We start from the raw sequence: 20,608 nt of genomic DNA, 5'->3' as shown, positions 1-20,608 counted from the left end.
TGATTAAAAGTCAGGAACTTTCAAGACGCGAATAGAAATAGCAAAGTTTTGTTCGTGAATCAGTCGCTCAGCCTCTGGTAATGTCATTTCCAAGCCCACTGCCACAACATTCCCTTTCTCATCTTTCACAATCCCCTTAACTGGAACATTCCTCATCAAGACCATTGTCTTCGGCTCACTATTTCCAATTTTACCGGAAACAACAATATCTACCTGATCGTGAAAATCAATCGGTGCATCAAAACCGATCCGTTCTGACCTGCTTAAACTGACCAACCGTTTTTCTTTGGACATCACATCCCCTTTCGGTTTTAAAACATGTGAGGTCAGCAATTCTCCCTGGGTCATCGGTACGACAGATACCAGACGATGAAGGGGATATGTATTTTGGTCAATCTGAATCGCATATAAATCGATGACAGCAGATCCTTTTACAAATTGTTTCGGAATCTCGATCCCTTGAAAGTCCTCTTCTCTAAGCAGTTCATAAGATGCAATGTTTTTCTTTGCTATATAAATTTTCACTTTCTCTCCCAACGTTTGGTTTACAGCATGTACCTTCTGAAGGAACAGATATCCGGCAACTGCAGCCAACAATAGAGACAGCCCCAGAAAGAGCCATGCTCTTCGTTTGGTATCGGGCATAAAAAAACACACCTGCTTATCGTTAAAAGATAACGAAAATGAAGCTACATAGAATAAAAGGAACAAACGGAAATTCGCTGTGCCAGGTTACGGATTTCGGCAGTATACATTTCAGTATCAAAAGAAAAATGAGCGCCAATAAATGAGAGAGGAAAAAAATAAAGACAAATTTTTTCCACCCCACCGCAAAACCAATCATGGCAAATATTTTAGAGTCTCCACCACCCAATGATCGTTCATCGGTTATTTCTACAATGGTTTCCAATACGGCAAATACCAGAAGTCCTGTCATCAAGTAATCCCACCAAGGTTCCTCGCGATAAAAGATCCGAACCATCATCACTGACAGGATCCCCATTACAATGAAGCGGTTATCAATCCACCTTTGTCTTAAATCCATCAAGGTCATCACTGTGAGTAACATTAACAATATACCTGTCAACAACTTTTCCAAAATAAAAAGTTCCACTCATGTCTCTTCCTTCATTCATCATTTAAAATAATCTGCGCCAATTTCTGAATGTCCCTGGCAAATACACAGAGTCCCTTTTCCTGGCGCTCTTTTCGTAGCAATTCACCACGATGAATGAAACTTTGCACCTTTTTCTCGTCATCCCGTAACTCAGATACAACAGGATAACCAAAACGATCATACACTTCCCTCGATTTAACTTTTGCATCACCCTTTTTCCTGTTCATCACAATTCTGAATCGATTCGTCAAATCGACACCTATGTATGCAAATAATGTGAGTGCCTCATGCAAGACTTTCAGAGAAAGAAGGTCAGGAGTAAGTATATAATAAATCTGATCTGCTTCTTCCAACGTTGTATAAGTAAGCTCATTCATCGCTGAGGGTAAATCAACAAGGATATAATCATAGTACAATCGGGCTGTGCGTAGCAACCGTTCAACATGTATTTCTGTCACTTGTTCACCGATCTCAGCATGAATGGGACTGACCAAAACTTCCAGTTGGGAATGTGGTTCTGCTACAGTGACATTTCGAATATGATTGTCATTTAATTCATTCAATACAGGGGTTAAATCATAGATATGGCGACCTGCTTGAAGGTTGAGAAAAGTTTCAATGCCGCCATACTGCAGATTTAAATCGACCAACAGGACACTGAAATAAGTATCCAATTGTAGAGTCTGGGCTAACGTCGAGGCAATTAAACTTTTCCCTGTCCCCCCTTTTCCGCTGTAAATCGCAATTACTTTCCCTCGTCCCCAGATCCCCTCCTTTTCTTGATCTACCTGTAGCGATTGAGCTGCACGCATCATCACGTCTTCAAGTAAATTGATTTCTTCTGGAAAAAACAGTACATCAAAGACTCCTGCTCGATTGGCATCACGAACACGCCTGAAATCTTTTGATTCTGTTATATATACAATAGCCACTCGTTGTACTTCTTTCAAAATGTAAGCAATGTACGAAATACATGCATTGTCATTTCCCTCATAAAGCAACACAAGATGGGGCTGAATACGCGAAATTTCTCTCTTGACTTCAGAAAACGACAAATGTAGCACTTGAGAAAATAGCCTTTTCACACGCTCAGTGACATCCGAAACCGATAGCGAATCTTCTGAAATAACTAGCACCTTTATATCTGAATTCATTGATAACTTCATGGTTCCAGCTCCCTTTAGGACCAGAAAAGTCATGTCAAATATCACGATTTCTTGATGTTGATTCATCCGGAAGGATCAGAATCAAGAATCAATAGGGTCCTGGCAAAAAAGAGATGCAATTATCGGAAATAGTCAATTTATGGTACTTGTTGGAATTATTTTACCAATTTGCTGCTTTTTTAGCAATAACAAAAAGTAAAAAGCATAATAGACCGCCATTCGCCTATTATGCTTTTTCTGACCATGACCGAATATAGTTTTGATAAAAGTTATAAACAATCACCACAGGCAAAATAAAATTGATGACTGGAAAACACAAAGCCATGATCACCAAAGTCAGTAAATAAGCCCAATCGCCTGTCCGTTCTTTTAACCAATCAAATAAATAAGCAAAATCAGTGCGGGGACTTCTCCTTTTGGCTGCCTCTTTAAAAATACGCAGACGTGGGCTATAAGCAGAAATGATATAAAGAATCGGATAGCCAAACATGGCAATTACATTATCCCACTGTTTTGTATAATCGAGATTAGCTGTAAAGTAATTCATCCAAATAATTCCCCAAAACATAACCACACTGGCAATCGCCCAAACCCAGCTTCCAGTAAATTTCCGTCCTTTGATATGGGCTAGATTTCTCTTAGCCGATTCCAACTTTCCTCGAAGTTCATAATCCATAAAAGAAAGTTGACTGGCTCGCTGCAGATAAACTTCTGTTTTTGTCAGGTTTAAATTTTGGTTGACCGGGTATAACCCTTGTGGTAAGTAAGGATTTCCACTAGGGATCTCGACCCAGTCTGATGTAGCCATTTCAAAGTAAGCTCTGGCTAACTCACGGTTTACTTCAGGACTATGAGGATTTCTTTGTTGACACCGCTCTAAATATTCGATGGCTTTTTGATATTGTTTCAGTTCCAGATATAATGTCCCTAATTTATATAGAGCGGAAAAGTCCTGTAAGTTTAATTGAGCTGCCTGTTGATAACATTTTTCTGCCTGATCCAAACGTTGAAAACTTCGGTAGATATCCCCCAAAAAAATAAAATACTCACTTTGAGGATTGAGTTCACAAGCACGAACCATTGCTTGAATGGCTTCTTCCTTTTCTCCATTTTGAAAACGGGCATGCGCCAAGAGTGCCCATGTTTCATCATGGTTTGGTGCTTGTTCAACCAACTTTCTCACTAGCAAAAGAGCATCTATACTTTTTCCTTGCTTCAAAAGCTTCCAACCTTGTGCAATCTCCTGTTGGATATTTGCAGAAGAATACTCTGCCGAAACATCCAAAGATGAATGAGATATATTGGCACTTGCACTTTTCAGCTGTTCATCATATGCCCGACGTCTTTCCTCGTTTAGAAGAATGGCCTCAATTTCTTCTAGTTTGCGTACCATCCTCTCTGCTTCCTGCCTTTTTTCAAAATGCGGCGAATTGGTACGCTGTGTCCATTTGCGCAATTCTCTTACCAGCACCTGCCGAATCTCTTCAGTTGTAGCAGATGGAGAAATGTTTAACAGCTCATAGTAGTTCTGCATAATGATGACTTTCCTTCTCCTCTAGATGATCTTAACCAATCGCCAATTTACCAACACGTTGTTGTTTCTGCCGTACTTCCTCTTCAGTGAGATTTGATTTACGATCGATATCCAACTCACCCAACAGTCGATTTGCTGTCAGGTCATACACAGAGACATGAATAATTCCATCACTGTCATATTCAAAGATGACTTCAGGCGGAGCACCTTTCGGATATGGAGGCAAATTAATCATGGCCTCCCCAACAATTTTTACATAATCGAGATCGGTATCTTCTCCTTCGGTTACCTGAATGTGTAACTGGGTTTGCTGATCCACCGTCGTCTTGAAGTATCCTTTGGCACGTGCCGGAATGACTGTATCTTTCCGTAAAACGATGGAGTTTACTTCATTATTTTGATCATCTACTGCGACAACCCCCAAGCTGTGCGAGTTAACATCTTGTACATTAATCATTGGGAAGTCTGCACTATCTTCCAAATCATGTTTACCCAGTTTCTTATATAAGATCATTCCTTGAATGGCAGCTCCCATCGCTACGACTTCATCCGGATTGACATCCAGTGATGGACGAATCCCTGTAACGCGCTCGATCATCTCCGGAACAGCCTTCATTCTGGTTGATCCTCCGACCAAAAGCACCCGATCAATATCTTTCCATTCCAATTCAGCATCTTCTAATACAAACTGCATGATGGTCTGTGTCTGTCTTAATAAATGCGCCGTAATCTCTTCAAATTTCTTTCTTGTCAATGTAATACGGGCATTTACTCCCTGAGCAGACAAGAAAACTTGGGTACTTTCGAGCCTGGACAGGTTTTTCTTGGCGATCTCCGCTTTATCTCGCAAATCCTGTTCCAAAACGGGATCATCTAACAAATCAATCCCGCCCATTTTCTTAAATTCGTCATTCAAATAATTCATAATGCAGTTATCCCAGTCAAATCCACCCAGGTTTTTCGCTCCACCCGTTGCGAGTACACGCAATCCATCTGGGCTAAGGCGCATAATGGTCACATCGAAGGTTCCTCCACCCAAATCATAAACGAGGATGGTTTGTTTCATATGTAACTTATCCAATCCATATGCCAATGCAGCTGCAGTTGGTTCGTTAATGATTCTTAACACATTTAAACCGGCAATCCGACCAGCATCCTGTGTGGCTTTTCGCTGTGCATCATCAAAATAAGCAGGAACTGTAATCACGGCATCTGTAATTTCCTCACCCAGAAGTGTTTCGGCATCTTCTTTTAACCTTCTTAAAATCATGGCAGAAATCTCTTCTGGTGTGTAAACTTCATTCTGCTCCGTGCGGAATTTCCAGTTTTTATCTCCCATTTGTCTTTTAACAAATTGCACAACATTAAATGGGTTCGCTACTGCAGACCGCTTAGCAATGCTTCCGACAATTGGCCCTGCACTATCAAACAGAACAACCGAAGGGGTAATTCTCTCACCATCACGGTTAATCAAAATTTCTGGCTTGCCATACTGATTGACCACCGCTAAAGCAGAAAAGGTTGTCCCTAGATCGATGCCTACGACTTTGCCCATTTCTTCTTTCACTCCTTTTGCAAAATAAAACGAAGGGATAAAAAGGATGCAAATTATTGTAATCCAACTAATTTTCTTATATAGGAATACTTGACATTCTCTCTAAAAAAGCCTACTAAAGTCACAAAATGAAAACAACTCCCAACGATCAACTCATTGGGATGTTTTCAATCTTAAGGCTTATATTTTTTAATGACTACTTCTTCTGGGCGTAGAAGGACATCTTTATATTTGAAACCATGACGAACCACTTCAACCACTAGATTGTCTTCTTGGGGATTGGAGGTCGGAATTACTCGAATGACTTGCTGAATTTTTGGATCAAATCTAGGGGATGGACAGACAATCAATTCGACTCCTCTTCGATACAAAATCTCAATCAACTCATGGCTAAGCGATTCTAGCAGACTAGTAATCTCAGGTGAGGCTGATCCAGAACTGACTTTTTCTTTATATATATTATTCATGCGGTCTATGAGCAAAATCAAATCAATATAAAGTGGACGTAGTTGATTAAGCTCCTGATCCTGTTTTAATTCATCCATTTCTTGGTAAAGACGTTCAAAAGCAGCCTCTTTTGTTTTATCATATTTGAGTCGGGATTCAATCAGACGCACTAGTGAGCTAAAATTCGCTTGCAAACTAGATAAAAAAGAGAGAACCTGCTGTTGTTGTCGATCCTGTCTCATATCATCTCTCGCCATGCGAAATCTCATCCGCCGAGACTCATGTGGAACAAGGTGACCGGTTGTCTCTTTTCTCTCTTTGTTGGGATCCATGGTTGTTCCTCCCTGTTTACTAGTTTACATATCTTATGGATATAATCCTAGTATAGTAGAAGTATTTGTAAAAATTACTTCAATATTAGAGATTGTCTATCGAAACTCAGTACTTTTATTCCCTTTTGTTCGTTAAATTCTGCCTTATATACGAATTTGTCGTAAGATCGTACACAAGTACACAAATTCACATGGTTACACGCTCATTATAGTCTGTTTCGATTCAATAGACAAGCAAACACCGCTGTTCAATCAAGGAATTTTAAGGGCAAAATCAATGTAGGCACAGTCCATGACAAGCAAAAACAAAGAAGCAGTGAGATCTCTCCAAAAATGATTTATTCGCATATTCATGATATTTCTTATCTGCATTAAGTAGAAAAATAATGCTATAACGTAGTTTTTTATATAGAGTCCCATTATTATTTTATCATTTTCCGCGAACAAGAGATATCTTTTCCAGTAAAGATTCATTTTCTTCTATTTTTTTATTGTACCAGTCATTCCTGTTTCTTGCATCCATTTGATCAGCAAACATTTTCAGCTCATGATAAAAACATTCCGCCAGTTCATCAATCCGATAAAAGTTTCTTGCATCCCCACGAACAGGTAAAGGTGTAGTTGTATCTATTTTGATCTTTTTTCTGCCTAACTGCAACAACTTCTTTAAATAAAGTCGGCCGCCAAGGAAAAAATACCATTCCTCCCATGGTTCACGCGGAGCTTTAAACGCCGTACCAATCAATTTTTTAAACAAACGGGTCGCACGATTCATTTGATCCGTCAAAACCAGGAACTGCAAATGGTAGCCTCCATCCGCTACCCATTCCTCATCAAAGACTTTTTTAAATCCTTTTTGATGTAACCGTTTTGCTTCTTCCAGTCTGCCTGCTTGTAACAGGGGAAGTAGAAATGGAGAGTAAAAACTCTCATCAATTCCCCGACATTGTAATTCCTTCTGGAAGATCGGTTTTGCCAATTCGAGTGCCTGGTCGAGCTCTCCCAACCATAAATGGTAGTGGGCTTCAAATCTTGTTACACAGGCTCTGCAGTCTTCCAGGTTTCCGTCCTCTGTCGAGGTTTTCCACAATTGGTAATAATCACGAGCCATTTCCTTATCCTTCATAGACATGGCAATACGACATCTTTGACGATACAAAGGCTTCTCACCATAGCCATACTTTCGAAACCGTTTAATCACATCATCCATGATCCGGTAAATCTTCTCACGCGTCAATGTTGGGTATTTACACGCATAATGAGGAGCACTTTTATATCTAAACAGCAACTTCCATATATCTACTTCTTCTTCCAACTCTGGATGTTGATCAAGCTGCGACCATACCCAACTAAATGCGACCATCATTTCATCAACGTTCAGGCCATCAAAAATCCCTTCTATTCTTGCCTTTAAACCCAACCGAACATCCTGATGGGTATCCGCTATACGGATCGCTTTCTTAATCGCTTCAGATCGCTTTGAACCCGTTTCATCCTTCACACTTGCAATTAACTGTTCCACTTCTTCTACATAATTCATGAATCATAATCCTCCTTACGTCCTTCCGCTTACCCTTTTTCCCGTTCCAAAGCAATATTAATCAACCCAAGTAATCCCTGATTCAATAAAGTCATTTCACGATTGGAAAGGGGATGATGTCCCATGAGCAAGGCTTGGACATATAACATTTCCACAGAACGACGAATCAGTTGGCGATCCTGGATTGTCATCAGACGCTGAACCAGCGGATTATTGTAGTTAAAACAGAGACTGGCATAACTCACTTCTTCTTTTCCCGCTGTAACTGCATCCAAAATGTCTCCCCACAGGGAGCTGGCAACTTCTTTGCTTTGTTCTGCCTGACGCAGAAATTGTTCTTCATCATTGTTGATATAAAGAACGGGTAAACTGACAGGTTGGAACTTTTTGATATCCACTCCACAACGAAAAGGTTGCAAGACAATTTCAGCTGTACGCAACAAATCAAATGCCTGGTCCCGCTCGGCCAATGCCAACTCTTCAAAATGTTGTGCAATGGTTGTGGCATCAAGATGTTCTATTTTCAAGCCTGGCTCCATTTCTTTCAATTTTCGAATGACTTCAGCATCCCGATAGTATCCTGCATTAATGACACACAAATCCTCTGCTGCAGCAACCTGAGCAATCTGTCTGAAAGCATCTACACTGGAAACGTATCGGATGACATCATATTTTTGTCGATATTGCTTTAATGTCATCGTTCCCAGCGTTGTCTGAAATGGCAACCATTCTCCAAACACACGCAAACACTCATCATCCTCTGCCGCTAACTCCCGCATCGCAGCATGGTGTAACGAAATGATATAATTCAGCATTTCAGGCTGGGTCGTTGCCAAATCCAGCAAATGGTGACGAATCGTCTCCCCAAAATAATGACGTACTGCCTCTAGATTTTCATCTTCATAAAATCCTTCTCGAGAAGCAACCGGCCTTAAAGATTGGGCATCTACTACGCACCGAAGGAATACCGCCCACTCTGGCAATAATCCTTCAATCTTTTCCGAAAGAAGCATTCCCTTTAGATATACCCGGTGACGAGAGCGAGTATGGAGTGTCGCAGAATGAGGCAAAACATACGCGGCACCAACCACTCCCCCCACCTCTGAATAAAGAGGAATATAATGACGTACTTCCAGGTTAAACATTTCCCTGCCAAATGCTAAATAAGCACTTTTTTCATCTTCTTTGGTTAAATAGGTTCTCTCCCAAGGCGGACGACGGTCATTGACTTGAATCGAGCGATCATCAGTATGGAAGTAAATAGGAACAGGAAGCAACTCACCAAAATACCTTACCAACTCTATGATCTTCTCGGGAGTAAAATATTCCAGGCGGTCTGGGCGAGCCCGCAAATAAACACGGGTACCTGGCTCAATCTTCACCTGATCAATCTTTTTGATTTCATAAGTTCCATCCTGTCTCCCTCTCCACTCGATGGGTGGATGCCCGGCCTTTGCTGACTGAGTCACAACCACAATCTCATCTGCTACCATAAAACAGGAAAGCAACCCAATCCCAAACTGTCCAATGAAATCCGTACGTTGCTCAGCCAGTTCTGCCCGTTTGGAACTTTGACCGATTGTCGCCAAAAAACGATGAACTTCCTCTTCTGTTAAACCAATTCCGTTATCCTGAAAGATAATGGTAGGAAAGCCTTGTTCGGGTTGAACCAATTCAATTTCAACTTTCCCTTGATACTTTGGATCCAACTTTTGACGAGCCGAAATCGCATCTACTCCATTCTGCAACAATTCCCTGACAAATACGTGAGGCCCACTATACAAATGATGGCTAAGTAAGTCGATAATCCCTTTTAGATGTACCTGAAAATGATGTTCCAATTTCCTCACCCTTTTATCAAAAAACTACAAATCATAGTATACTAGAAATTTATTTATTTTTCTCTAAGAACTCTCTATTTTCTTCATAAAAAAAAAGAGATGCATTCTCACTAGCTGAGAAATGCACCTCTGGTTCATTTTATCCTTCATGATGTTCACGCATATGCGGGAATAACAGTACATCACGAATCGATGGGCTATCTGTCAGCAACATAACCAACCGGTCAATTCCGATTCCCAAACCGCCCGTTGGAGGCATTCCATACTCCATGGCTTCAAGGAAATCTTCATCCATTGGATGAGCCTCATCATTTCCTTTTGCTTTTTCCGCAATTTGTGCTTCAAAACGTTCCCGTTGATCAATGGGATCATTTAACTCTGTAAAAGCATTGGCATGCTCTCTGCCCACAATAAACAACTCAAAACGATCCGTAAAACGTGGATCTTTCTCATTCTTTTTGGCAAGTGGCGAAATAGCCAGTGGATGACCGTATACAAAAGTAGGTTGAATGAGCAGGTGTTCTACTTTTTGCTCAAAAAACTCGTTCACAATATGGCCAAATGTCATGTTTTCTGTGACTTCTACGCCATGTTCTTTCGCTAGCTGGTGTGCTTCCTCATCGGTCAATGGTTGTGTAAAATCAACACCCACATGCTCTTTAATGAGTTCTACCATAGATTTACGTGCCCAGCCTGGCGATAAATCCACTTCCTGCCCTTGGTAAGTGATTTTCGTTGTACCATGGATTTCTTTACATACATGGATTATTAAATTCTCTGTCAAATCCATAATATCATGGAAATCAGCATAAGCTTCATACAGCTCTAACATGGTAAATTCGGGGTTATGACGTGTAGAAACTCCTTCATTTCGGTAGCAGCGACCGATTTCATAAACCTTTTCGATTCCACCGATAATCAGTCGTTTTAAATACAGTTCCAAAGCAATGCGCATATATAAATCCATATCAAGCGCATTATGATGGGTGATGAATGGCCGCGCTGCCGCCCCACCAGCGATCACATGCATCGTTGGCGTTTCTACCTCAAGATATCCCAAATCATCCAAATAACTGCGAATGCTGCGGATGATGCGACTACGGGTGATAAATGTTTCCTTTACTTCAGGATTCATGATCAAGTCTAGATACCGTTTACGATAACGAAGTTCTACATCTTTGAGACCATGATATTTTTCAGGTAGAGGACGCAGTGATTTGCTCAGGAAAGTGACTTCATTGGCTTTGACACTCAGTTCTCCACGGTTTGTTTTAAACACAATTCCTTGAACGCCAATGAAGTCTCCAATATCTGCTGTCATAAATGTTTGGTACTGTTCCTCACCAATCCGATCCAAACGAACATAAATTTGAATCCGCCCACTCACATCCTGCAAATGAGCAAAAGAGGCTTTTCCCTGCTTCCGCTTCGCCATTAAACGACCTGCAATGGATACAGATATTTGTTTTTCTTCAAGTTCCTCTTTGGTTAGATCACCATACAGATTTTCCAGTTCTTTCCCTGTATGTGTGCGTACATATTTCTGGCCAAACGGATCAATGCCACGTTCCCTCAGTGTTTGCAGTTTTTCATGACGCACTTTGATTAGCTCGTTTTGTTCTTCATGTGTCATCTCTTACTCACCTCTTGGCGCTTGCGGCACATCAAACTGCCGCAGCTGGCTCTTTTATTTCTCTTTGTTCCTCTAACTCTCTAGCAAAGTTTAGCAGAAGTTCAGCCATTCCGTCACGTGTTTCTTGTAAATTGACCAAATCCTTGATACGCGCAGCACCACGTAACCCTTTCAAATACCAAGCCGCATGCTTGCGCATTTCCCGAACCGCTACTCTTTCTCCACGCAAGGCAACCAAACGATCCATGTGAACAATTGCAATACGCATCTTTTCCATGGGGGTCGGCTCAGGCAAAAGCTCACCCGTTTCGAGATAATGAACGGTACGATAGAGCATCCATGGGTTACCCAAAGCCCCGCGTCCAATCATTACCCCATCACAACCTGTGATATCTAGCATCCGACGGGCATCTTCGGGTGTAAATACATCTCCATTTCCGATCACAGGAATTTTGACAGCCTCTTTGACCTGCCGGATCATATCCCAATTGGCTGTTCCACGATACATCTGGACGCGAGTACGACCATGAACAGTAACCGCTTTTGCCCCTGCACGTTCAACAGCTTGAGCATTTTCTACGGCATAAATATGATCTTCATCCCATCCGATTCGCATTTTCACTGTCACCGGTTTTTTAACGGCTTTGACCACTGCAGACACCATTTCTTCAATCTTTTTTGGATTGAGGAGCCAGCGAGCACCTGCATCGCATTTCGTTACTTTTGGAACCGGGCACCCCATATTAATATCGATAATATCTGCATTCGTTTGTTCATCAACGATTTTTGCCGCTTCCACCAGACTCTCTTTATCACCGCCAAAAATCTGGAGGCTAAGCGGTTTTTCCCGCTCATCAACATAAAGCATTTCTTTTGTCCGTTTGTTTCCATGTAAAATGGCTTTATCACTCACCATTTCTGCACAAACCAATCCTGCTCCAAATTCCTTCGCAATTAAACGAAAAGCGGGATTACATACTCCAGCCATCGGAGCTAATACAACCTGGTTTTTTAATTGAATATCACCAATTTTAAGCATCAAAATTCCTCCTTTCCTTTACAAAGTGATTTCACTTGATTAATCGTTACAAAAAAACCCGCTCTGACACGAGGGTTCCTTTTTCATAGCGTTCCTGTGAACAAAATCGCTCCATCGGAAAAAGAACCCATGCATTTGTCAACAAATGTAACCTTACGAAATCTTTCAGAGGCTTTATACAGGATAACGCTCTAACCCCAACCGGATCTCTGTTTGCTGAATTTCTTGATCCTTGGGTAATTGAGCCAACCAATATTTTACAGTTTGTTGCTTGCCTGGAATCAAGATATTTCCTGCAATCTCATAAAGCGGCACCAATACAAAAGCACGCTCAGTCATCCGAGGATGTGGAATTTGCAACCCCTCTTCATTCACGATTTGATCTCCATAAAGCAGGATATCAATATCAATTGTTCTTGGTCCCCAACGAACCGTTCGTACACGATGTAGCTTACGTTCCACTTCCAATATCCTACCTAATAAATCACGAGGAGGTAAAGTGGTCAATATCTCCATTGCCAGATTATAAAAAGGGGGTTGTTCCAGATAACCAACCGGGCTTGTTTCATACACAGACGAAATGCGCTGAACAGAAATGCCTGGTGTTTGTTTGAGCATGCCAATCGCTTGTTCCAAGCTCGCTACCCGATCTCCCAAATTTGTCCCTAGCCCCAAATAAGCCGTAATCATCCTTGACTCCTTATGATCTCGACACCAACCGAATCATAATAGCCTGGAATCGGCGGGTCTGGTTTTGTCACACGTACAAGAATTTCTTTAATCGGAAAGTTCGCCAATAGCTTTTGTGCGATGTTTTCAGCCAAAGTTTCAATTAACTGCACACGGCTATTCTCCACTTCATGTTTGACCATTTCATACACCTGTCCATAATCAACCGTCAGATTTAAATGATCGGTTTGAGCAGCTGGTTTTAAATCCAATCTCATTTCCAAATCCACATAAAAGCGTTGACCTAAACGATTTTCTTCCTCATAAACTCCATGATAACCATAAAAAGCCATTTTGTTAAAAAAAATTTTATCCATGGGTCTGTCCCCCTTGCGATTCCGGACCATATAGCATGGCATCCATCATCCGACATACACGAACCATTTCCTTGACATCATGCACTCGCATGATATGACACCCTTTTGCAATGCCTAGCGCCACCGTCGCTGCTGTTCCTTCCACGCGCTCTTCTGGCGGGAGACGAAGGGTATTTCCAATCATCGATTTGCGCGAAGTGCCGAGTAAAACAGGATAGCCTAAAGCGACAATTTGCTCTAGATGGCGCATAACCAGTAAATTCTGCTCATACGTCTTTCCAAAACCAATCCCAGGATCCAAAATGATTTTCTCCTCTTTTACTCCTGCTCGCTTCACAATTTCTACGGACTCCAACAAATCTGCCTTGATATCTCCCATCAAGGACTGGTATTTCGCCTCTGTCTGATTATGCATCAAGATAATGGGAACATCGAACTCTGCAGCTACTTTCGCCATATCTGGGTCTTTTTTTGCTCCCCACACATCATTAATGATATGGGCACCAGCCTGTATGGCTTGTCTCGCCACTTCCGCTTTATACGTATCAATGGAAATGGGCAAATCAATCTCTTGGGAAATCCGTTCAATGACCGGGATGACTCGCTCCAGCTCTTCTTCCAGACTGACTGGCTGATGCCCCGGACGAGTCGACTCTCCTCCGATATCCAAAATATCTGCTCCATCTTCAGCCAATTTAAGAGCATGGGCCAAGGCTCGTTCTAATGAATTATACTTTCCACCATCCGAAAACGAATCAGGGGTTACATTCAAGATACCCATAACCCAAGTACGATTTCCTAGAGACAATGTATATTTTCCAGCACGTATTTCACTTTTGTTCATCGTTCATGCTACCCTCCAGGCATTCGTTTATACTCCGCAGCTTCGTTGTATATTTCTGATACTCCTGATACAATTGTTGAACAATGGACTGTCTTGGCTGTTTACGCTGACCGTTCCAAGTATAGATGGGAACAATTTCCTGCACCGAGTTGGTCACAAATATTTCATCAGCTTGATCCAGATCAGCCAAAGTATAATGTCCTTCCTCTATCTTATACCCCAAACTTTTTGCCAAGTGAAGAATCCACTGGCGGGTTATGCCTGGTAAAATGCCAAGATCCAAACCAGGGGTGCATATTTTTTCCCTTCGAACAAAAAAAAGATTGCTAACAATCCCTTCTGCCAAATAGCCATTCTCTGTAATCATTAAGCCTTCCGTATGCGGAAAATCTGAAACTTCTTGTCGAGCCAGGATCAGGTTTAAATAATTGTTCGATTTATAGGGGGCCAAACCACCACCTGCATGCCTGGGTACAGACACGACTTGCAATTTCTTGCCTGTTTCAAAAAGTTGCTTTGGTTCAAACGGAAGAGGCCGAACAAAAATCATCGTAGAAGGACGCTTGTAAGAAGAGGCTGTTAAACCCAGCCCCTCAATCCCGCCTGTAACACTTAAACGTACAATCCCTTCTGTCATCCCATTTAGCTGAAGTAACTCGTGAATCTGTTCCTCCCACTCCCTGCGAGTATAGGGAAGAGTAATCATCATCCGCTGTAAAAACTTCTCCAACCTTGTCAAATGATCTTCTATTAAAAAAAGATGACCTTGATAAATACGAAACGTCTCAAATGCTCCCACTCCATACAGTAAGCCATGGTCTAAAACAGAGATGGTTGCTTCTTCTTCTGAAATGGGTTTGCCATTTAGCATCATGATTGCCATCAGACACTTCCCCTTATATCTTCAACAATAAGCAGTTAGAAAATTTTTCAAGATCTCTTTGCCATATTCACTTAAAATCGATTCCGGATGAAACTGTACGCCTTCAACCGGGAATGACCGATGACGGATCGCCATGATTTCACCCGTTTCCGATTTCGCACTGATTTCAAACACATCCGGCAAAGTCTCATATTCAACTAACAAAGAATGATATCGAGTCGCTGTAAAAGGAGAAGGCAAGCCTTCGAAAATAGTTTTCCCATCATGGATAATTTGAGATGTTTTTCCGTGCATCAATTGATCCGCTCGTACTACCTTGCCACCAAAAGCTTGTGCAATGGTTTGATGTCCTAGACAAACACCTAAAATCGGGATCTTTCCAGCCAAATGCCTGACAATATCCAAACAAATCCCTGCAGTATCCGGATTACCAGGTCCTGGGGATAACACAATCATCTTTGGTTGCTTCGCCTGGATTTCCTCCAAAGTGGTCTGATCATTTCGTACCACTTGAAGTTCTTCGCCCAATTCACCCAAATATTGTACCAGATTATACGTAAAAGAATCATAATTATCAATCATTAGAATCACGGCCTTCACGCCCCCATCAAAATTGATTGTATTATTGTAACATATTGATGCAAAAAAGAAAAAACTGCAGAATCGGGAAAATCAGCAGTTTATAGAAATAAAAACAAACAGAGGGGCTGCTTTTCCAGTTAAGCGAAACAGAAAAGCAACCCCGGTGTTATAAATGACAGACTCAGATTATTCAAACTGATATAATGCAGTGGTTAAATAACGTTCTCCATTACTTGGTACAACGGCCACTACTTTCTTTCCTTCGCCCAAACGACGAGCTACCTTCGCTGCTGCAGCCACAGCTGCCCCTGAAGAAATTCCTGCCAGAATCCCTTCTTCTCTAGCCATTTTTCTTGCCCACTCAAACGCCTCTTCATTGGTTACTGGAATAATCTCATCATAGATGGATGTATCTAAAATCTCTGGAACAAAACCAGCACCGATTCCTTGAATTTTATGAGGTCCTTTTTCACCACCAGATAGAACTGGAGAAGCAGCAGGTTCAACAGCTACAACGTGTACATTCGGAAATTTTTCTTTTAATACGCGTCCTACACCTGTAATGGTTCCGCCTGTACCTACTCCTGCTACAAAAGCATCGATCTGGCCATTTACCTGCTCAACCAATTCTAGAGCAGTTCCTTCCAGATGTGCTTTTACATTATCCGGGTTATTAAATTGTTGTGGAACAAAATAATGCGGATTTTCCTTCTTGATTTCTTCAGCCTTGCGAATCGCTCCACCCATACCTTCAGCGCCTGGAGTCAATACCAATTCAGCACCATATGCTCTTAGCAAATTGCGCCGCTCTAAACTCATCGTATCTGGCATGACCAAAATCGCTTTGTATCCTTTAACAGCAGCAACCATCGCCAAACCAATTCCTGTATTACCACTCGTTGGTTCCAAAATCGTATCTCCCGGTTTCAATTCACCGCGCTTTTCTGCTTCTTCAATCATGCTAAGCGCAATACGGTCTTTTACACTACCTCCTGGATTATAATACTCCAGCTTTACATATATATCTGCATCTGCTTTTCCAACGATCCGATTCAGCTTGACTAAAGGTGTATCTCCTACCAGTTCCAAAATATTATTTGCTACACGTGCCACTTTATATCCTCCTATTCCGAGTAAATATACTGTTTTTATCAAGTTTATATTAACAGTGAACGGAATCGTCTGTCAATTAGAGTTTTGCTAATATCTGCTCCAATTCTGTACGGGTAAATAAATATTTCTCATTACAAAAATGACAAATAACTTCTGCTTGTCCCTGCTCTTCAATCAGCGAGAGCAGTTCCTCTCTCCCCAAACTGATCAGCATTTCCTCTGTTTTCTCTTTGGAACAGTGGCAACGGAATTGAACAGGTTTTTGTTCCAGAATTTCAGTTCCTTCACCCATGAGCCTCTGTAATAGTTCTTCTGGAGTTACTCCATCCACAAACAATCCAGTAACCGACTCTAGCTTGGCAATATTTTTTTCCAATTGACTGATCGTCTCTTCACTGGCCCCAGGCATCACTTGAAGCAAATAACCACCAGCGGCGATAATCTGCTCATTGTGTACCAGGACACCTAAACCAACAGATGAAGGAACTTGTTCTGAAGCTGTAAAATAATAAGTAAAATCATCTCCTAATTCTCCTGAAATAATCGGCGAACTTCCACGATACGGCTCTCTTAAGCCTAAATCTTTTAAAATATAAATATTTCCTTGCCCTACCCCCTGGGCTACATCCAATTTTCCAGATGCATTCAGGGGCAGCATGACATCAGGATGGTCAATCATCCCCCTTACATCCCCTTGACTATTCGCATCAACCCGAATCGCTCCAAGCGGTCCATCGCCAATGACTTGAATCGTCACTCGATCTTTTTCTCCTTTTAGCATACATCCCATAATGGCGCCCATGGTAGCGGTTCGTCCTAGCGCAGCACTGGCAAGCGGAGTTGTCTGATGTCTTTTTTGCAATTCTTGAACCAGATCTTTGGTATAAGCTGCAAACCCTCTTACCAAACCATCTTCTGAAATCGCTCGTACAGTGTAGTCTTTCATGATTTCACTCCTTCAAACACTCGTTCTTTCATTCTCCTTTTTTCCCGGAAAGATTTGGCTGATTCCTCTCATAAATCAGCCGCAACCCTTCTAACGTTAAAAAAGGATGCACTACATCAATCATTTCCGTACTACTACAAATAAGGTCAGCCATTCCACCTGTTGCAACAACTTTGGGTGATTGGGATAACAATGCTTTCATCCTTGACACAATTCCATCAACCACACCTACATACCCGTAAAAAATGCCTGCTTGAACAGCTTGAACTGTACTCCGTCCGACTACAGATTCTGGCTTTACAATCTCTACATGCGTTAATTTTGCTGCTTGATGATATAACGCTTCTGCTGAAATTTTTACCCCAGGTACAATCGCACCACCTTTATAATGACCTTGCTCATCCACAAAACAAAAAGTGATGGCAGTACCGAAGTCAACGATAATCAGAGGCGGACCATATAGTTCTAAAGCAGCAACAGCATTAGCAATTCGATCCGCTCCCACTTCTCGTGGACTATCGTATTTAATATTGAGTCCTGTTTTTACTCCAGGCCCCAAAATAATCGGTTTCATATGAAGATATTTCTCCACGAGCGTCCTTAGTACATAAGTTAAAGGCGGCACCACTGAAGCAATTATGACACCTGTTATCTGCCTAAAATCGATTCCTGCATGAGACATGAGATTTTTTAATATCATTGCATATTCATCTTCAGTCGCCTTTTGGTCTGATTGCACACGCCAATGATGAAGAAGTTGATCCTTCTTATAAACCCCAAAGACTGTAGTAGTGTTCCCTACATCCATCACTAATAGCATAAAACAGACACCTGCTTTGCCAATAAAATCAAATTCATCATATCAATGGAGGTTTGGAGTTACAAGCAATAATATCTAAATCTTGATCATGCATCCAATCCACAATAAACAAAACGAGGGGATGAAGCCCCTCGTTCTCATTTAAACCTTATCTTTTTGATCTTCAATATGACTTGTTGTCGGCGGATATGGTCTTGGAGAAGGATAATCTCTTCGCGGATATTTGTCATCAGACAAAGAAGATTTTTCTTCAGAGGAAGTTTCCTCTTTTGCCTCCTCTTTGCCTTGAATATTTACCTTCACCCCGTCATCATCCGCAAGTTTCCCGGTTTCGAGCAATTGCTTGATCTGTTCTTCATCCAAGGTCTCACGCACCAGCAGTGTTTGTGCCAACAGATCCAATTTCTCACGATGTTTCAGCAAGATCTCTTTCGCACGATTATAACATTTGCGAATCATATCTTGCATTTCCATATCAATTTCATAAGCGATCTTGTCACTATAGTTCTGCTCATGACCCAAGTCACGGCCTAGAAATACATGACCAGAAGAACGGCCATAAAGCATGGTAGCCAGTTTGTCACTCATGCCATATTCAGTGATCATGGCCCGGACAATAGCAGTTGCTTTTTCAAAGTCATTGCTTGCTCCTGTACTTACTTCACCAAAAACGATCTCCTCGGCCACTCGACCACCCAACAGGCCAGTAACCCGGTCAAGCAGCTCATTCTTCGTTGCCAAGAATCGATCTTCTTTTGGCAACATCATGGCATAACCGCCTGCTTGCCCACGAGGGACAATGGTTACCTTATGCACGACATCTGCATTCTCACAATAATAACCTACAATGGTATGCCCTGCTTCATGGTAGGCAATGATCTTACGTTCTTTCTCGCTAATGACACGGCTTTTCTTCTGTGGACCTGCGATAACACGATCAATTGCTTCATCAATCTCTTCCATGGTGATTTGCTTCTTATTGGCGCGTGCAGCCAATAACGCTGCCTCGTTTAACAGGTTTTCCAGGTCAGCACCAGAAAAACCGGTTGTTCTTTGAGCCACGACACTTAACTTCACTTCATCCGCCAAAGGCTTGTTACGAGCATGTACTTTGAGTACGGCTTCACGCCCTTTTACATCTGGACGGTTCACCAGGATTTGGCGGTCAAAGCGTCCTGGACGAAGCAGTGCAGGATCCAGAATATCTGGACGGTTGGTTGCTGCCATAATGATAATTCCAGCATTTGCATCAAATCCGTCCATCTCTACAAGCAGCTGGTTCAAGGTTTGTTCGCGTTCATCATGTCCGCCACCAAGACCGGCCCCACGTTGACGACCTACTGCATCGATCTCATCAATAAAAATGATACATGGAGCATTTTTCTTCGCTTGCTCGAACAAGTCACGCACACGTGATGCCCCGACCCCAACGAACATTTCTACGAAGTCGGATCCACTGATCGAGAAGAATGGCACCTTCGCCTCACCAGCAACAGCACGAGCTAGCAGCGTTTTTCCTGTACCAGGTGGTCCCACTAACAAAACACCTTTTGGAATTCTCGCTCCCATTGCTGCAAACCGGCGATTATCTCGCAAGAACTCGACAATCTCCACTAATTCCGCTTTTTCTTCATCAGCTCCTGCTACATCATCAAAAGTGACCCGCTTTTTGTCTTCACTATAGAGCTTGGCCTTGCTTTTGCCAAAGTTCATCACTCGGCTGCCACCGCCCTGCGCTTGATTTAGCAGGAAGAAAAACAGGAGAAGAACAATCACAAACGGAATGACAGAGGTAAACAGAGTAAGCCAAACAGAATCTCCTTTGGGTTTTTCCACATCCAGTCGGTCTATTTTCCCATTTTCATAAGCTTTTTCCAGTTCCGCATTTACACGATCACTCATTGGTGCTCGTGAAACGAAGCTTTTGACTCTGTTGTTCTGTACTCTTTTATATTCCCCTTCAATATGATAAGTCGGCCCTTCGGGGCGCAGGGTAACCTTTGCGAACTCCCCTTGCATCAGTTTCGTTCTATATTGATCGTAACTCAATTGTTGAGTTTGTGTATCGGAGTTTGCAATCATATTGATAACGCCGATGGTTACTAAAATAAGAATGACATAGAGTATTCCATGCCTGAGGAAGTTATTTTTCATTCCTGGCCTCCTCTCA

19 protein-coding genes are annotated in these 20,608 nt (G+C 41.9%); all 19 read right to left on the bottom strand.

What is annotated here, in order from left to right:
- Positions 1–3: 3 nt before the first annotated feature.
- The 19 genes from BMZ78_RS09600 to ftsH all read right to left on the bottom strand — a co-directional run bounded on the left by BMZ78_RS09600 (position 4) and on the right by ftsH (position 20,592).
- Positions 4–645: a hypothetical protein gene (locus tag BMZ78_RS09600; protein ID WP_093229883.1), complete on the bottom strand. Its 642-nt coding sequence runs from the start codon at positions 643–645 to the stop codon at positions 4–6.
- 22 nt (positions 646–667) lie between these two features.
- Complete coding sequence (locus tag BMZ78_RS09595; RefSeq protein ID WP_093229881.1) at positions 668–1,114, bottom strand: prepilin peptidase; 447 nt, start codon at positions 1,112–1,114, stop codon at positions 668–670.
- A gap of 14 nt (positions 1,115–1,128) precedes the next feature.
- Positions 1,129–2,283, bottom strand: coding sequence for a CpaE/TadZ family protein (locus BMZ78_RS09590; RefSeq protein WP_175482390.1), 1,155 nt, complete (start codon positions 2,281–2,283; stop codon positions 1,129–1,131).
- 226 nt (positions 2,284–2,509) lie between these two features.
- Positions 2,510–3,817 carry a tetratricopeptide repeat protein gene (locus BMZ78_RS09585; protein ID WP_093229878.1) on the bottom strand — a complete coding sequence of 436 codons (1,308 nt, stop codon included), beginning with the start codon at positions 3,815–3,817 and terminating at the stop codon, positions 2,510–2,512.
- Between the two features lie 31 nt (positions 3,818–3,848).
- Positions 3,849–5,372: an Hsp70 family protein gene (locus BMZ78_RS09580; RefSeq protein WP_093229877.1), complete on the bottom strand. Its 1,524-nt coding sequence runs from the start codon at positions 5,370–5,372 to the stop codon at positions 3,849–3,851.
- Positions 5,373–5,545: 173 nt separating this feature from the next.
- Positions 5,546–6,151, bottom strand: a complete 606-nt coding sequence (locus BMZ78_RS09575; RefSeq protein ID WP_093229875.1) for a nucleotide exchange factor GrpE — start codon at positions 6,149–6,151, stop codon at positions 5,546–5,548.
- 430 nt (positions 6,152–6,581) lie between these two features.
- The gene (locus tag BMZ78_RS09565; RefSeq protein ID WP_093229872.1) at positions 6,582–7,691 is read right to left on the bottom strand and encodes a hypothetical protein; all 1,110 of its coding nucleotides are present in this window, start codon (positions 7,689–7,691) and stop codon (positions 6,582–6,584) included.
- A 29-nt stretch (positions 7,692–7,720) separates the two neighbouring features.
- Positions 7,721–9,532 (bottom strand): HSP90 family protein, encoded by a 1,812-nt coding sequence (locus tag BMZ78_RS09560; RefSeq protein WP_093229871.1) that lies wholly within the window; start codon positions 9,530–9,532, stop codon positions 7,721–7,723.
- Positions 9,533–9,671: 139 nt separating this feature from the next.
- Positions 9,672–11,165, bottom strand: coding sequence for a lysine--tRNA ligase (gene lysS, locus BMZ78_RS09555; protein WP_093229869.1), 1,494 nt, complete (start codon positions 11,163–11,165; stop codon positions 9,672–9,674).
- 31 nt (positions 11,166–11,196) lie between these two features.
- A complete protein-coding gene (gene dusB, locus BMZ78_RS09550; RefSeq protein ID WP_093229867.1) occupies positions 11,197–12,204 on the bottom strand; it encodes a tRNA dihydrouridine synthase DusB in 1,008 nt (335 codons plus the stop codon).
- A 174-nt stretch (positions 12,205–12,378) separates the two neighbouring features.
- Complete coding sequence (folK, locus tag BMZ78_RS09545; protein WP_093229866.1) at positions 12,379–12,894, bottom strand: 2-amino-4-hydroxy-6-hydroxymethyldihydropteridine diphosphokinase; 516 nt, start codon at positions 12,892–12,894, stop codon at positions 12,379–12,381.
- A complete protein-coding gene (gene folB / locus BMZ78_RS09540) occupies positions 12,891–13,250 on the bottom strand; it encodes a dihydroneopterin aldolase (protein ID WP_093229864.1) in 360 nt (119 codons plus the stop codon). Before folB ends, folK begins: the two co-directional genes overlap by 4 nt.
- Positions 13,243–14,094 (bottom strand): dihydropteroate synthase, encoded by an 852-nt coding sequence (gene folP, locus BMZ78_RS09535; RefSeq protein WP_093229863.1) that lies wholly within the window; start codon positions 14,092–14,094, stop codon positions 13,243–13,245. Before folP ends, folB begins: the two co-directional genes overlap by 8 nt.
- Entirely contained in the window at positions 14,081–14,977 is an 897-nt protein-coding gene (locus BMZ78_RS09530) for an aminotransferase class IV (RefSeq protein WP_093229861.1), read from the bottom strand. The genes folP and BMZ78_RS09530 overlap by 14 nt, the downstream gene beginning before the upstream one ends.
- 21 nt (positions 14,978–14,998) lie before the next feature.
- Positions 14,999–15,568 carry an anthranilate synthase component II gene (locus BMZ78_RS09525; RefSeq protein WP_093229860.1) on the bottom strand — a complete coding sequence of 190 codons (570 nt, stop codon included), beginning with the start codon at positions 15,566–15,568 and terminating at the stop codon, positions 14,999–15,001.
- Positions 15,569–15,745: 177 nt separating this feature from the next.
- A complete protein-coding gene (gene cysK, locus BMZ78_RS09520) occupies positions 15,746–16,672 on the bottom strand; it encodes a cysteine synthase A (RefSeq protein ID WP_093229858.1) in 927 nt (308 codons plus the stop codon).
- Positions 16,673–16,748: 76 nt separating this feature from the next.
- Positions 16,749–17,618, bottom strand: a complete 870-nt coding sequence (gene hslO / locus BMZ78_RS09515; protein ID WP_093229856.1) for an Hsp33 family molecular chaperone HslO — start codon at positions 17,616–17,618, stop codon at positions 16,749–16,751.
- A gap of 28 nt (positions 17,619–17,646) precedes the next feature.
- Positions 17,647–18,438, bottom strand: coding sequence for a type III pantothenate kinase (locus BMZ78_RS09510; RefSeq protein ID WP_093229855.1), 792 nt, complete (start codon positions 18,436–18,438; stop codon positions 17,647–17,649).
- Positions 18,439–18,579: 141 nt separating this feature from the next.
- Positions 18,580–20,592 (bottom strand): ATP-dependent zinc metalloprotease FtsH, encoded by a 2,013-nt coding sequence (ftsH, locus tag BMZ78_RS09505; protein ID WP_093229853.1) that lies wholly within the window; start codon positions 20,590–20,592, stop codon positions 18,580–18,582.
- Positions 20,593–20,608 lie beyond the last annotated feature (16 nt).

Origin of the sequence: Thermoflavimicrobium dichotomicum, from assembly GCF_900114055.1 — a bacterium.
GTDB lineage: Bacteria > Bacillota > Bacilli > Thermoactinomycetales > Thermoactinomycetaceae > Thermoflavimicrobium > Thermoflavimicrobium dichotomicum.
Note: the sequence above shows the minus strand (reverse complement) of the source record. Positions and strands in the feature narration are given on the sequence as shown.

What these genes read in the sequence shown, in the direction of transcription:
- folP (WP_093229863.1), bottom strand. Translation starts at nt 14,094, where the DNA reads ATGAACAAAAGTGAAATACGTGCTGGAAAATATACATTGTCTCTAGGA.
- BMZ78_RS09580 (WP_093229877.1), bottom strand. Translation starts at nt 5,372, where the DNA reads ATGGGCAAAGTCGTAGGCATCGATCTAGGGACAACCTTTTCTGCTTTA.
- hslO (WP_093229856.1), bottom strand. Translation starts at nt 17,618, where the DNA reads ATGAAAGACTACACTGTACGAGCGATTTCAGAAGATGGTTTGGTAAGA.
- BMZ78_RS09590 (WP_175482390.1), bottom strand. Translation starts at nt 2,283, where the DNA reads ATGAAGTTATCAATGAATTCAGATATAAAGGTGCTAGTTATTTCAGAA.
- BMZ78_RS09510 (WP_093229855.1), bottom strand. Translation starts at nt 18,438, where the DNA reads ATGCTATTAGTGATGGATGTAGGGAACACTACTACAGTCTTTGGGGTT.
- dusB (WP_093229867.1), bottom strand. Translation starts at nt 12,204, where the DNA reads ATGCTTAAAATTGGTGATATTCAATTAAAAAACCAGGTTGTATTAGCT.
- folK (WP_093229866.1), bottom strand. Translation starts at nt 12,894, where the DNA reads ATGATTACGGCTTATTTGGGGCTAGGGACAAATTTGGGAGATCGGGTA.
- BMZ78_RS09565 (WP_093229872.1), bottom strand. Translation starts at nt 7,691, where the DNA reads ATGAATTATGTAGAAGAAGTGGAACAGTTAATTGCAAGTGTGAAGGAT.
- lysS (WP_093229869.1), bottom strand. Translation starts at nt 11,165, where the DNA reads ATGACACATGAAGAACAAAACGAGCTAATCAAAGTGCGTCATGAAAAA.
- ftsH (WP_093229853.1), bottom strand. Translation starts at nt 20,592, where the DNA reads ATGAAAAATAACTTCCTCAGGCATGGAATACTCTATGTCATTCTTATT.
- BMZ78_RS09530 (WP_093229861.1), bottom strand. Translation starts at nt 14,977, where the DNA reads ATGGCAATCATGATGCTAAATGGCAAACCCATTTCAGAAGAAGAAGCA.
- BMZ78_RS09585 (WP_093229878.1), bottom strand. Translation starts at nt 3,817, where the DNA reads ATGCAGAACTACTATGAGCTGTTAAACATTTCTCCATCTGCTACAACT.
- folB (WP_093229864.1), bottom strand. Translation starts at nt 13,250, where the DNA reads ATGGATAAAATTTTTTTTAACAAAATGGCTTTTTATGGTTATCATGGA.
- BMZ78_RS09575 (WP_093229875.1), bottom strand. Translation starts at nt 6,151, where the DNA reads ATGGATCCCAACAAAGAGAGAAAAGAGACAACCGGTCACCTTGTTCCA.
- BMZ78_RS09600 (WP_093229883.1), bottom strand. Translation starts at nt 645, where the DNA reads ATGCCCGATACCAAACGAAGAGCATGGCTCTTTCTGGGGCTGTCTCTA.